The sequence below is a fragment of the Nocardia sp. NPDC055050 genome (assembly GCF_053608345.1).
On record NZ_JBSGVG010000007.1, the window covers coordinates 148,536 to 161,477 of the forward strand.

At 62.7% G+C, this 12,942-nt stretch carries 10 protein-coding genes; 6 read left to right on the plus strand and 4 right to left on the minus strand.

The annotated features are described in order from the left end of the window. The first annotated feature begins 84 nt into the window (after window positions 1-84). The gene (locus tag ACWGCN_RS09945; protein ID WP_378989124.1) at window positions 85-636 is read left to right on the plus strand and encodes a DUF3000 domain-containing protein; all 552 of its coding nucleotides are present in this window, start codon (window positions 85-87) and stop codon (window positions 634-636) included. A 22-nt stretch (window positions 637-658) separates the two neighbouring features. Next, window positions 659-1,909 (plus strand): HRDC domain-containing protein, encoded by a 1,251-nt coding sequence (locus ACWGCN_RS09950; protein ID WP_378988689.1) that lies wholly within the window; start codon window positions 659-661, stop codon window positions 1,907-1,909. Window positions 1,910-2,353: 444 nt separating this feature from the next. On the opposite strand, the gene ACWGCN_RS09955 is transcribed toward ACWGCN_RS09950, so the two are convergent. The 3 genes from ACWGCN_RS09955 to ACWGCN_RS09965 all read right to left on the minus strand — a co-directional run bounded on the left by ACWGCN_RS09955 (window position 2,354) and on the right by ACWGCN_RS09965 (window position 8,364). Continuing rightward, a complete protein-coding gene (locus tag ACWGCN_RS09955; protein WP_452458452.1) occupies window positions 2,354-2,668 on the minus strand; it encodes a hypothetical protein in 315 nt (104 codons plus the stop codon). Window positions 2,669-3,412: 744 nt separating this feature from the next. Then, window positions 3,413-7,945 (minus strand): DUF6531 domain-containing protein, encoded by a 4,533-nt coding sequence (locus ACWGCN_RS09960; protein WP_452458453.1) that lies wholly within the window; start codon window positions 7,943-7,945, stop codon window positions 3,413-3,415. Next, the gene (locus tag ACWGCN_RS09965; RefSeq protein ID WP_452458454.1) at window positions 7,945-8,364 is read right to left on the minus strand and encodes a type VII secretion target; all 420 of its coding nucleotides are present in this window, start codon (window positions 8,362-8,364) and stop codon (window positions 7,945-7,947) included. Before ACWGCN_RS09965 ends, ACWGCN_RS09960 begins: the two co-directional genes overlap by 1 nt. Window positions 8,365-8,807: 443 nt before the next feature. Between ACWGCN_RS09965 and ACWGCN_RS09970 the strand changes: the two genes are divergently transcribed. The 4 genes from ACWGCN_RS09970 (at window position 8,808) to ACWGCN_RS09985 (ending at window position 11,842) form a co-directional block, all read left to right on the plus strand. Beyond that, complete coding sequence (locus ACWGCN_RS09970) at window positions 8,808-9,365, plus strand: DUF3558 domain-containing protein (RefSeq protein ID WP_452458455.1); 558 nt, start codon at window positions 8,808-8,810, stop codon at window positions 9,363-9,365. A 25-nt stretch (window positions 9,366-9,390) separates the two neighbouring features. After that, window positions 9,391-9,783 carry a hypothetical protein gene (locus ACWGCN_RS09975; protein WP_452458456.1) on the plus strand — a complete coding sequence of 131 codons (393 nt, stop codon included), beginning with the start codon at window positions 9,391-9,393 and terminating at the stop codon, window positions 9,781-9,783. A gap of 152 nt (window positions 9,784-9,935) precedes the next feature. Then, window positions 9,936-11,081 carry a hypothetical protein gene (locus ACWGCN_RS09980; RefSeq protein WP_387442539.1) on the plus strand — a complete coding sequence of 382 codons (1,146 nt, stop codon included), beginning with the start codon at window positions 9,936-9,938 and terminating at the stop codon, window positions 11,079-11,081. After that, entirely contained in the window at window positions 11,078-11,842 is a 765-nt protein-coding gene (locus tag ACWGCN_RS09985; RefSeq protein WP_452458457.1) for an ESX secretion-associated protein EspG, read from the plus strand. Before ACWGCN_RS09980 ends, ACWGCN_RS09985 begins: the two co-directional genes overlap by 4 nt. Before the next feature lie 45 nt (window positions 11,843-11,887). Here ACWGCN_RS09985 and ACWGCN_RS09990 read toward each other — a convergent pair whose 3' ends face one another. Then, on the minus strand, window positions 11,888-12,940 hold the full coding sequence (locus tag ACWGCN_RS09990; protein ID WP_452458458.1) for an ABC transporter substrate-binding protein: 1,053 nt from the start codon (window positions 12,938-12,940) through the stop codon (window positions 11,888-11,890). Window positions 12,941-12,942 lie beyond the last annotated feature (2 nt).

The following is a 12,942-nucleotide window of genomic DNA, read 5'->3' on the forward strand; positions in this document are numbered from 1 at the left end:
ACACCGCTCGACATCCGCGACGGCGCCGCACCGACCGGGGGAACGCCCCGCGAGCCTGCTTCTTTTCGGGCGGCGGTCGATGCGATGGGCACCGCAACAGTGCACCCCCGAATCGAGCTGGCGCCGATCCGTCCCCCGCAACGGTTGGCGCCGTTCTCCTATGCGCTCGGGGCGGAGGTCATCCACCCCGACAGTCCGGTGGTGCCCACCGACTCCGAGGGCGACGCGTTCGGCAGGCTGATCCTGCTCCACGACCCCGACGGCGACGAGGCCTGGAACGGTGTGTTCCGGCTCGTCGCCTACATCCAGGCCGACATCGACGCCGCATTGGCCGCCGACCCCCTCTTACCCGAGGTGGCGTGGAGCTGGCTGGTCGACTCCCTCGAATCGCGCGGCGAAGCGTTCACCGCCCTCGGCGGCACGGTCACCGCGACCAGTTCGGTCCGCTACGGCGATATCGCGGGCCCACCCCGCGCGCACCAGCTCGAACTGCGCGCGTCGTGGACGGCCACGACCACCGAGATGCGCCGACACGTCGAGGCATTCTGCGAAGTGCTGGCCTTCGCCGCCGGGTTACCCCCCGCCGGGGTCACTCATTTACGACCGGAGTCCTATACCCGCACCGATCGCCCTTGATCGCCACGTAGAGTTCACGTTTATGTCGGTCGCCGAGGAACCCACCGCAGCAGAGCCCCTGCTCGCCCCTGCCGAGGGGGTTCCACCTGTGCTGGCGACCGCCGACGAGGTCGCCGCGGCCGCCAAAACCCTCGCCGCGGGCACCGGTCCCCTGGCTGTGGACGCCGAACGCGCGTCCGGTTTCCGCTATTCGGCAAGGGCGTACCTGATCCAGCTCCGCCGTGAGGGCGCGGGCTCGTTCCTCATCGACCCGATACCCGTCACCGACGCGCTGACCCCGCTGGCCGAGGCGATCAACGACCTCGAATGGGTCCTGCACTCCGCCGACCAGGACCTGCCCGGCCTCGCCGAACTGGGTTTGCGCCCCGCCCGCCTGTTCGACACCGAACTCGGCGGCCGCATCGCCGGCTACGAACGCGTCGGCCTGGCCGCGATGGTCGAAAACCTCCTCGGCCGCTCCCTGCGCAAGGGCCACGGCGCCGCCGACTGGTCGAGCCGCCCGCTGCCCGACGAATGGCTCAACTACGCCGCCCTCGACGTCGAACTACTCCTCGAACTCCGCGACACCGTCGCCGCCGACCTCGACGCCCAGGGCAAACTCGACTGGGCCGCAGAGGAATTCGAGCACGTCCGCACCATGGACCCGCCCGCTCCGAAAGCCGACCGCTGGCGCCGCACCTCCGGCATCCACACCCTGCGCCGCACCCGTCAACTGGCGATCGTGCGCGAACTGTGGACCACCCGCGACGAACTCGCCCGCGCCCGCGACGTCGCCCCCGCCCGCATCCTGCCCGACTCGGCCATCGTCACCGCCGCCACCAGCGAACCCCGCTCGATCGCCCAACTGCGCACCCTCCCCGTCTTCGGCGGTCCCCGCCAGCGCCGCTACTCGCGCGACTGGCTGGCCGCCGTCGAACGAGGCCGCACCCTCCCCGACAAGCAACTCCCCCCACTCACCCTCCCCTTCGACGGCCCGCCCCCGGTCAACCGCTGGGAACGCCGCGACCCCATCGCCGCCGCCCGCCTCACCACCGCCCGCGGCGCCATGGGCGAACTCTCCACCGAACACTCCATCCCGGTAGAGAACCTGCTGTCCCCCGAACTGGTCCGCCGTCTCTGCTGGGACGGGCTCCCCGACTACAAGAACGTCGGCACCCCCGAAGAGTTGTCCGCGAAGATCGAGGCCTTCCTTCTCGCCGGCGGTGCGCGCCCATGGCAACGCACCCTTGCGGTTCCAGCCTTGACAAGCGCACTGACTCCGGCATCCGACTAATCCGGCACCGGCCGAGGTTGGTCGGCAAGCGGACATCACCGCCGCGCACTTGCTTATCGCGATTGGCTTCCCTCAGCGCAAGGTGCAAGCCGACACGGTCTGCGAACTGCTTCACGATCGGTGCCGTCTGCCAGGATTCCGTCGGCTGCTGTCGACGGCGTCGCAACCGGATTCGCCTCAGCGAGAGCTGCGGCAATAGGGTTTCGGCCCGTACGCATACGATCAACCTCACATATTCACGTTCGTGGGTCGCAAGATTGATCTCCCAAGCGTAGTCCGGCGAGAATTCCCTACCCTCCTCATTCGCCGCGGCCACAACATCAGTACCAGCGTGCGTCATGTGTGGATTTCATCACGAAAGTTCAGATCCTTCCGCCCGACCAGTCCACCGCGAGCTTCGGTCGCGGTGAGGAAGACATCGAAATAGATCTTCTCGTCGCTCTTCTATTTCGAAACAAAGCTTTCCCCGCCGCTTCCCCCGGTTGGAATGCGGGCAATTCGCAGGTGCCCCGCGAATGAATTCTCTACCAGGACCGAGTTACTTGCAGAATATATCCAGAACTCCGGATCTCGATCGAATATCTCATCAAAATGACTCAATATAAAGTCGGTCCCAATCGCAACCGTCGGCAATGTGAGACTACCCCAGAATATTAGCACTCGGCCGTCCCCGGGCAGGAATCTACGCAAGGCACTGGCCGATTCTTCAATATTAAATTCGATATCTGCAAGAATGAGCGATTCCTGCTTCGAACCCATTTGACCGTACCATCGGAATTCCACGGAAACCGACCAAGGCTCGCTCGCTCGCACGCAACATGCTCATGGACACCGAGCAGCCGTACTCCGGTCCTGCCAATCCACGAACGATGGCGACCACCTTCATGTCGAGCGAGTCTAACCAGCGTTTCGGCAACAGATCGGGCCGCGATCCGTACAGATCTTCGATTGTCACACGTTGCCTCCCATTAGTCGCGGAAGTAGAAATGTTGGAATTCTATATTCAGCTAGGACATTAGCAGTGCACCATAGGGAGCCATATATTTGATGCCAGGTCCACTAAATCCAAAAGGCCACGGTTTGGTATTCCATTTCGTAGACGCGTAGGCAATTCACGAGATCGTTCGATACGATTGCAACGTCGTTCTCCCTCACATCGAATAGCTCGTCTATCCATTCGCTAGACGAAGCCAAGCACTCCGCCCACGGAAAGTGTTCCATTCCCGTGCGGAACAGGAATTCTTGCCCAATACCCGATAATTCCAAAATCTGCCTACGCCACTCGGACACCTCTGTCGTATCTAGCGTGTGGTCGGCCAGCGATTGCGGAACAGCGTCCATGCTTGTACACGAAATGAAGTACTCCCTCATGCGAATTGGAATATCGCCGTTGGTACGGTACCGAACTATTTCGATGTTCCGGAATCGAACCAATAGTCGATCTGCCAATTTTCGCTCACGAAGCAACGCCAGCTTGCTGCGAAGTTCCTCACTCGCCATCTACTACTCTCCCGTATAGTACAAGTGGTGGTCACCACCGACCGACTTGTAAATCTTACCCCGCATGTCTTGGCTATTCGGGCCGATTACGTTTACGTCTTCCTGCGGTTGACCGGCATGGAAGTGCGGGTGAGGAGCTTGTGGGTCATTGGTGTGCTCTACGATTACTCGACTTCCTTCAGGCGTTTCATACTGATAGTAACGCCCGTGAGCACCTGGATTTTCCGAGTAGTGATAATTGCTGTGATTTTGCCTATTGTAGTCGTCACCGACCTCCCATTGATGAGTTGGCTGCTGAGAACGAGGAACGCCGGCGCGATCCAGTGCTGCGTTAAATGCCTCTCGCCGGGAATCAAAATATTGGTTGTCCTTACACGCGAGCCCTAGAGGATCGAGCCACGTAAGCGGATTATGAGGATAGACATTGGGATTGGGAGACGGCGAGAGCCCCAACGGATCCTGTGTAAGGTACCTAGCCGACTCCGGATCGTAATACCGATGGTAGTTATAGTGAAGACCTGTTTCGGTGTCGTATTGTTGCCCCTGGAACCGATGGGGCATTTCAGGGCCAGTCCACACGGTTCTACCCCAGAGAGTGCTGGTGGCCGTTGAGGCGATTTCGCCGCTGACGGGGTCGGCGAGATGAGTGGGGCTGCCTTGCAGGTTGGTGACTATTGCCCAGAATTGGCCGTCGACCGATTGGGTGAGAGGGATGTGGGACGTGGGATGGTTGGTCCAGGTGTGGATTCGGACGTATGAAGGGGTAGTGGTGGATTGTTCGGTGAGGTGGACTCCGTCCCAGGCGAATTCGGTGCGGGTTTCGCTGCCGTGATGTTGTTTGGTCGTACGTCGGCCGAAGGGGTCGTAGGTGTAGGTCCAGGTGGCGTTGTCGGGGGTACTGACTTCAATGAGTTGGTCAAAAGCGTTATAGCGATAGTGCCAGATGGCGGGTTTGCGGGAGATCCGGGTTTTCTCTTTGCGGATGAGGCGGCCGGCGGTGTCGTAGTGGAAGCGCGTGCGGCCGGCGCGTACGAGGAGATTCTCGCGGTACTCGAACCGCGAATCACTCGCAGGTTCGGCGGGGTTATATTCGGGGACAACGGGATCAGATGGTGCCGGTAACGTGTAAATGTCGGCGGTGACGAGGTTCGACAGAGCGTCGTAGCTGTATTGCTCGGAGGCACCGCCGCCTGGAACATCGATGTGAGTTATGCGCCCGATCGCATCGAGGGTGTAGTCGCGCCGACGTCTGTTGGAGGGTGTCGTGATGGTGTGGCTGGTAATGTATCCGTCTGGGCGCCAGGCATATTCGTCGCGTTCGAGTAGCCGGATCGGGTCAGCGGTGCGGGGGTCGAGTTGGATGAGTTCGCGGCTGAGGGTGTGACCGGCGGGGCTATAGGTGTTGTGTTGGCCTATTCCGACGGTGTGCCAACTGTTTTGGCGGCCGTTCGAATCATGGGTGAAGTCGAATCGGTGGCCGTTGGTGGTCAGGGCGGCGATCCGACCGGTCGGGGTGTGTTCGTAGTCGGTCGCTGCGCCGCTCGGGGTTGTATACCGAACGCGGCGGCCGTGCTCGTCGTAATCGTAAGTGAGGGGGCGTCCGTCGACGTGTTGGGTCAAGACTCGTCCAGCCGGCGAGTAGGCGAAGGTGACCGCGTGAATAGTGTCGTCGTACACACCATTTCGGGCTGTGGTGAGTTGTCCGGTCTGGGTATATGCGTTGGTGATCCATTCGCCGGTATCGGTGCTGACGCCGGCGAACCTGCCGAGGATGTCATAAGTGTGGCGGCGTTGGACCCCGGTGGGTGTGGTGATGATGGCGGGCCGATTGAGGAGGTCGTGTTCGGTCTGGGTAACTGAGCCGTTGTAGTCGGTTTCGGTGCAGACGTTGCCGGACGGGTCGTATTCGTAGGTCCAGGTGTCGCCGAGGGGGTTGGTGACCGAGGTGAGTCGACGTTCGGTGTCGTGGGTGTAGGAAGTAACTGCACCATCAGCGGTTTCGCGAGTGGCGACCAGATCGAAAGTGCCGTAGGTGTAGCGGGTGATGGCGCCGATCTGGTTGGTGTGGGTGAGCAGGTTCGCTTCGCTGTCATAGGCCCACGACTGTGCGGTGCCGTCAGCATCGTTGCGCGACACCAGCTTTCCCTCGACCGAGTACTCCTTAGTGCTGATGTTGCCGAGGGGATCGGTGATTGTGACCGGTCGGCCGAACATGTCGCGCTCGACGGTGGTGACAGCGTTCCCAGGTTCGGTGATTCGGATCGGTAGCCCGGCCGCATCGACATCAATACTGGCGGCGGCACCGGTCGAGAGCGTGATCGACGCCGGAGCACCGCACGGGTGGTGGGTGTAAGCGGTCGAGACGCTGTCGGCGTCGGTGGTGGTGGTGGGATTGCCGGTCTCATCATAAGTGCGGGTGATGGTGGTGCCGTCGACATCGGTGATCGTGGCAGGACGTCGCGGTGCGGCGTAGCTGACTGTGATGGAAGCATTGTCGGGGCGTCGAACCAGGACCAGGTCACCGTCGGGGTTGTAGAGGTAGATGGTGGTGTTGGCGTAGGCATCGACGTAGCGGACCGGTTGGCGGTACTCGTTGTAGTCGGTGATCGATGTCGCGCCGCGTGGGTCGATCAGGTTGCGCAGGCAGAGGTCTTCGTCGAATTCGAAGGTGGTGGTGGCGCCGAGGGAGTTCGTATGGTGGGTGCGCGAGCGCCCGAATTCGGGAAGCGGTTCATACGCGAAAGTCGCTGACAGGATGCCGTCGGTGCCGACCTGCTTGATGACCCGTCCGGATCGGTCGTAGCTGTTGTGCATTTCTGTGCCGCGGGAGTCGCGCCATGACAGCATGCGGTGTTGTTCGTCGTAGCTGAAGGTCGTAGTCGCGGCGACACCGTTGGTCACGGCGACGAGATCACCTGCCGTGTAGCCGAATTCGCGGACAATGGTTTCGAGCGCTTCACCGGTCGGGGTCGTACCGAGCACTGTCAGGGCGGTAACACGGTCGTCGGTGGTGTCGATCCGGACGCGGTACCCGCCGGAGTGGGTGACTTCGGTGGGGTGGCCGGTGTCGCTGTAATGGAAGGTGATTCGGTTGTGGTGGCGATCGGTGATCTCGGTGATCGGATAGGTGCCGAGAGGGGTTTCCGAACCGGCCGACGCTGCGGTGGGCCGAAAGCTCCAGGTGAGCTCGCGGTCTGGGTCGTGAACTGAGTATCCGCCTGTTTCGGTGCGGGTCATGGTTGCGCGAATGCCCTTGTGTACCGGACGAACTGGGAGGTCCGGGGCGGTGTGGGGGAACTGCCACAGCTCACCGTCGGGTCCGACGAAGCGGACTCCGACCTGGTCGACTTCGACCCGCATATCCAGTGTCGCGGCCCAGGAAGGCCCGAACCATCGGCCGAAGCGATACGACGAGCGATGGCGACGGGTGAGTACCAACGCCAACACGCCGGGGAGTTCGACATCGGTTGCAGGAAGGAGGAACTCACCGGTCGCGACGTCGACCGGGTCACCGCAGTCGGTGGTTTGCTTCGCGGTCTTGTTCAGGTCCGGCTTCTCGGAGCCGGACTGGTCGGGAAGCTTGCTCGTCTCCGGCGTGCTCGCCGGTTTCGTGGTCCCTGGGGTGTCCGGGTTATCAGTTGTCTTCGACGGTGTATCAGGTGTACTGGCCGGATTCGTGGGCGTGTCCGGCTGTTTCGTAGTCGACGGTGTTGTCGAGGTGTCGGTGTTCTTCGCGGCCGCAGGACTAGTGGTGGTGGTGTCAGCGTTCTTCGAGGTCTTCGACGGGGTATTCTTGAACGCCTTCGCGATATCACCGAACGCCGACTTCAACTGCTTGAGCAACGGCTTCAGCTTCGACATCGTCTTAGCCAACTTCGAGAACAACTTCGAAATCGTCGCGACAGTCTTCGCGATATACGCGGTGGCCTGGACCGCGACCAACGGAGTCGCCAAACCGACCGAGAACACCAACTCCGCCGCCCACACCGCAAGGCGACCGACGGTTTGGGCGACCAGGTCACGCACGGTTTCGCGGACCGCGGCCACGATCCCACCCGCCATCCGGATCGCCGAGGCTGCCGCGGTCGCGGCGGTGTTGGCCGCGGTGAGCAGGTTCGTGGTGTTCGACGCCGCTGACTTGTAGGCGGTGGCGGTTTGACCGGTCCAATCCGCGACATCGGCTGTGACCGCGGCGTTTTGGGCGGTCGCTACCTCGCTGATCCGGGCGGCGACGTTGTCCCAGGTTTTAGCGTAGGCCTCGATCTGGGCGGGATCGCCGGCGATCCAATCCAGTGCATCTTGGAGGGGTTGGCAGTGTTCGATCAACCAACCCACGCCGTAACCAGCCAAGGTACCGAGCGGGTCGACCACCAGGGAGACTGCTTCGGCACCGAGACCGACGACACCCAGACCGACTTCGATCCAGGAACCGCCCGAGATCGCGTCGGACAGGTCGGTGACCGAGCTGACCAAACTGATACCGGTGGACCAGTCGGTGGTGTCTTCCTTCGCCGCGATCAACGGGTTCGCGGCCATTACAGACCGGACTCTTGAGTCTTGAGCGCAGTGGCGTTGGTGGTGTCACGGGTAGTGAACGCATCAGCAACCGCAGTCAGGTTCGAACTGGTGTCACCGAAGGCATCGATCGCGGCCTGGATCGCGTCGATGCCATCGGTCTCGACCGAATCGACGAACAACGGCCCGAGGAAGGCACACAGTTTCCCGAACGCATCCGAGGGGGCCGAGACGGCTTGGGCTGCTTCGAGTGCTTCGGTCAACCCCGAACCAGCCGAGGTGACGTTGGTGGCGTGGGTTTTGATCTTGTCCGGGGAGATGCTGAGTTCCCCGCCTGCGCTTGTCATCTTCGCTGCCCCGCCCCTCGTGTGATGCCACCCCAGGACGGCAGGCACACCCTGCCCGCGACCTGCGATGTCGAACCTGATCGACCAGGCCACAACGACCGGAAATACCGGTATGTCAGACCTGCGGCACGCAGTGCCAATGGCCGAGCGTAGCGGATACGACAGGGTTGGTCCGTGCGGTGAAATCGATGGAACCGGAAGGGGCTTCGGTGCGTCTAAGGGTGTGAAGGAGTGCCATCTCAGTGGCCGATTGAGTGTGATGCTGTGGGTGGGGTGGATCGATGTTCGAGCGCATGACTCGCCACCGTCGGGTGTCGCCGTGGGTTGTTGTCGAAGGTTGTCTGCACTCTCGCACGGCGGAACTCGGTGGAGTCGAGGAGGTTTCATGGGGCGGGGGCGGTGAGGTGAATTGGGTGCAGTGGTGTCGTAGGCTGTGCGCAACGACGGGGTGGCCGAGTGCGGGGAGCATGCGGACGGCCGTGGGTTGGTGCGGGCTCGGCCGGACGGTGTGGCTCGGTGATCGGGGAAGACGGAGGATGCTCGTGCGGCGACGGTCTGTGTTGGTGAGCGCGGTGTTGTGTGGGGTGCTTGCGGTGGCGGGGTGTTCTTCCACTGAGAGTGGGAACGCGCAACCGAGTGCGACCACGGATCAAGCTGCGGCTACCGCTGCATTGTGGGATCCGTGCACGCAGATCCCCGACTCGATGCTTACGAGCCTAGGGTTGGATGTGGCATCCGAGCGGTCGGGGATTCTTGGGGCAGAAGAACCAGGGTGGAAGATCTGCGGGTGGGAAGATGCCGAGTTCCCTCCGAATTACGGCATCCACGTGTATTCGACGATCCACACTGTCAAAGAAGTGCGAGAAAAACCTACAAATATCGCATTTACTGATGTCGTCGTCGCGGGACGTAGCGGCGTGCAGTACCGGCAAACCCACAACGACGCGAACGAGGAATGCTCCATCGCATTCCCGACCGCAAGCGGGCTCGCACAAATCGACCTGCTGAATATCAGTACGAAGTCGAAGTCGATGCCGCCCTGCGAGCGTCTCGATCCCATTGCCGAAGCGATTGTTCCACTGTTTCCGAAGTGAACCATCTAGAAGATTAGGGGGTGCGATGGCTCCAACTGATGAGAAGTCCCGCTGGCAATACCTGAACGAGGAGGCAAAAGCTGGTCGCCTCTACCTGGATCCCTCGGTTGCGACAAGCTGCCGCGATGCGAGCAACAATCAGATAGCGCTGTTCATCCGGCTCAAGAGCGACCTGCAACCGCTATCGACGGTCACCGGCCTTGGACGGTTCACTGCCGCCGACGAACTCGCCAAGATGCTGGGCATGAAAGCCATTGGTGGAGAACGAGATTTCAACACCGCCTTCGAGGAACATATCGCGGTCCTCGAGCTCATCCGCGACACCATCGAGATCTCGGTGAAGAAGTACGAAGACCAGCAAGTAGCCCAAGCGCAAGCGCTGACTTCACAGGGCGCCAACCTTCCCAGTGGTGGTTAAGAATGTCATTCTTGGACAATGTCGTCGGTAGGGCAGTCGTCAACTCCATTCCGGGAGGTAGCACATACCTCTCGTTGAAGGATTACGCCGACGGTAGCAAGCCGACCCGCTCGACGGACGAGAGCCCGGACGCGCATATCGCACGGAATCGGTTGGCGGAGTTGAAAAACGAATTCGACGGCGCCTATCAGAAGCCGCAGGTCGTCTCGTACGACGAACCGAGTCAGATGTCGGACCTGTACGAGCGGGTCTCCGCGATGTCGATGACCGATGTCAACACGCTGCACACCCGCTGGGAGACCCTGCGCAACAAGCTCGAACAGGGTTTCAAGACCTACGACGCCGAAATCGGGAAAGCGATCGGGGAGAAGTGGACCGGTAACGCGGGAGCCAGCGCCGGTGCGGGCATCAAGGACTATGTCGAGAAGTCGGGAAACCTGCTGTCGTCGGCGCAGATGATGGCCGAGAAGGTGAAGGTGGTCGAGTCGGCCATGCAGATCGCCAAGGATCGGGTCCAGCCGCACGAAGGCTCCACGCTCAGCGGGATCGCGAGCTACATCCCCGGACCCACCTGGAAGATGGACAGCCACAACGCCGATACCGCGAAATCGGAAGGGGCGGAGGTGGTCAAGGGCATCTATTACGAGGCGATCAAGATCGCGGACACCGACGTCCCACTCGTCCCCCAGCCGTACAACCCCTTGGATACCGGCTCGAAGCCGGGCGATGACAACGGCAGCAAGGACGACACCACCGACAAGAAGTCGACCACGCAACAGCCCACCACCGAACAGCCCACGACCGAACAGCCGACCACCGAGACGCCGACGACGGAGGACCCCTCCGACGACGACACCGGCGACGACACGACACCGTCGAGCACGGAGCCTGCGGCGACGACACCGCAGTCCACCGTGCCGACCACGCCGACTTCACCGACCGGCACCACTCCCGCGTCGACGACGCCGATGGGGACCGGCGGTTCTCCGGGTGGCGGTTCGCCCGGTGCGGGGACACCGGGTTCCGGTGTGCCAGGAGCGGCCGTTCCGGGCACTCCGGGTGGCGCAGCTGCGGGAAAGGGCGGTGCCGGTGCAGGAGGGGCGGGTTCCGCCGGTTCGGGCCGCGGGATGTCGGGCATGGGCGGTATGGGTGCCGGTGGCGGGAAGGGCGGGAAGGGCGATGACGAGAAGGAATCCGGGACGAAGGACTATCTGATCAATCAGGAGAACGGTGAAGAACTCACGGGGCTCAGCGAGGATCAGCGGGCCAAGACGGTGCCACCGGTGATCGGCGCATGAGCCAGGGACAGTGGCAGTTCAGTGCGCTCGGGTTCACGGTGCTGTGGCGCGCGGCGGATCGCGATGTGCTCCCCTATCCGTTGCAAACGCAGGCGGACGCGGTGACCGTGGACGACTACGACCGGCTGTGGCAGGACGAGGCCCACCGGATTCTGCCGATGTTCGACCACTCGCTGGACGCGGCGCTGCAAATTCTGCTCGAGCCGGAAGCGCGATTCGAGCTCGCCGGGTACGGCGACGGGGAGAAGTTGCGGTCGTTCGCGGCGGTGCGGGGGCAGCAGGCGGTGCTGGTGGAACAGCAGCGGGTGCCGCTCGACCACGAGGGCGGTGACATCCGGATGAGCATGCTCGAGATCGAACAGCTGCCCGACAAGCTCCTTGCCCGGCTGCCGAAGACGGGGGCGGCGGGCGGGGACGTGTTCTCGATGAACAGCAACGACTTCGACGAGGAAGCACCCTACGATCCGTGGGCGGCCGACCGGCGCACGCCGCAGCAGAAGGCGGATGATTTCTTCGGGCGACCCCGGTCGACGCTGGTATACGTGGCGGGCTATCCGGGCGCCGCGACGGACAACCGGCCACAACCCGGACAGGGCTTCCACGTGATGGATTTCCCGGATGGGCGCTACCTGGTCACCGAACGAGGCTCTGTGATCAAGGCGCGACCGGGTGATACCGGCGATGCCCGAGGGTCGTTGGTGCGGTTGATGAAATCGGCCATCGCGATCTATCGCGAAGACAACGAACCCGCCTACCGATAGACACGCATCGACCCCTGCCATGAGTCACGGCAGGGGTCGATGGCGTTACTGGGCCGGGGTTCGGTGCGCTTGTTCGACGAATTGGTTGGTGTAGGTGGCTTCGAGGTCGATGCGGTCCCGGACGGGGGCCACATTGCGGGAGTATCGGCCCAGGATGCGGAGGACGTTCTGGGCGCCATCGGGTTTCATCAGGCCGTCGCCGTTGAACATGCCGATCGAGTCGCGGATGGATTTCGCGTAGAGGGCGGGGTCGCTGCCGGCGTATTGGGACGGCATCTTCGCGGCGATCTCGTCGGGGTTGTGGGTGTCGATCCAGCGCAGGGTCTGGACGAAGGCGCTGGCCAGTTTCTGGACGATCTCCGGGTGCGCGGAAACGGTGTCACACTTCATGTACAGCGATGAGGCGGGGTACAGGCCGCCGAGTGCGGCGCGGGTGCCTTCCTCGTTGCGCATGTCGGTGAGGATCTTCGCGTCACCGGACTGGACCATTTTCGCCACGGTGGGGTCGGTGGTCATGCCCGCGTCGATGCCGTCGTGGTTCATGCCCGCGATGAAGGTTTGTCCCGCACCGACTTTCACCCTGGTGTAGTCGGAGGTGCTCAGACCCTCCTGACCGGCCAGCGCCTGGGTGAGGAAGTCGGTCGACGAGCCGAGCGAGGTGACGCCGAGGTTGCGGCCGCGGAAGTCGGCGGGCGAGCGTATGGCGTCGGCGTCGGCGGTGGAGACCAGTTCCACTTCGCCTGGCACGTCGGCGAATTGGACCACGGTCTGCAGGCACTGGTCTTTGGCCTGGAGATCGATGGTGTGGTCGTAGAAGCCGACCACGGCCTGGACGTCACCGGTGAGCAGGGCGGTTTCCGCGCTGGCGCCGGACTGCTCGCCGAGCAGCTTCACGTCGATGTCGTTGGCCTCGAACGCACCGAGCTGCTGGGCGAGCATCGCGGGCAGGTAGATCACCTTCTCCAGACCGCCGACCATGATGGTGATCTGGGGTCTGCCGTCGGCCATCGGGATGGACCGCGAATCGCGGCATCCGGTGGCCAGCAGCAGCGAACTGATCGCGAGCAGCGCCAGTGCGAAGGGCTTGCGGTATCTCATCG

Excerpts from the sequence above, each read along its gene's own strand:
- ACWGCN_RS09975 (WP_452458456.1), top strand. The coding sequence starts at position 9,391 with ATGGCTCCAACTGATGAGAAGTCCCGCTGGCAATACCTGAACGAGGAG.
- ACWGCN_RS09945 (WP_378989124.1), top strand. The coding sequence starts at position 85 with ATGGGCACCGCAACAGTGCACCCCCGAATCGAGCTGGCGCCGATCCGT.
- ACWGCN_RS09960 (WP_452458453.1), bottom strand. The coding sequence starts at position 7,945 with ATGGCCGCGAACCCGTTGATCGCGGCGAAGGAAGACACCACCGACTGG.
- ACWGCN_RS09955 (WP_452458452.1), bottom strand. The coding sequence starts at position 2,668 with ATGGGTTCGAAGCAGGAATCGCTCATTCTTGCAGATATCGAATTTAAT.
- ACWGCN_RS09985 (WP_452458457.1), top strand. The coding sequence starts at position 11,078 with ATGAGCCAGGGACAGTGGCAGTTCAGTGCGCTCGGGTTCACGGTGCTG.
- ACWGCN_RS09970 (WP_452458455.1), top strand. The coding sequence starts at position 8,808 with ATGCTCGTGCGGCGACGGTCTGTGTTGGTGAGCGCGGTGTTGTGTGGG.
- ACWGCN_RS09950 (WP_378988689.1), top strand. The coding sequence starts at position 659 with ATGTCGGTCGCCGAGGAACCCACCGCAGCAGAGCCCCTGCTCGCCCCT.
- ACWGCN_RS09990 (WP_452458458.1), bottom strand. The coding sequence starts at position 12,940 with ATGAGATACCGCAAGCCCTTCGCACTGGCGCTGCTCGCGATCAGTTCG.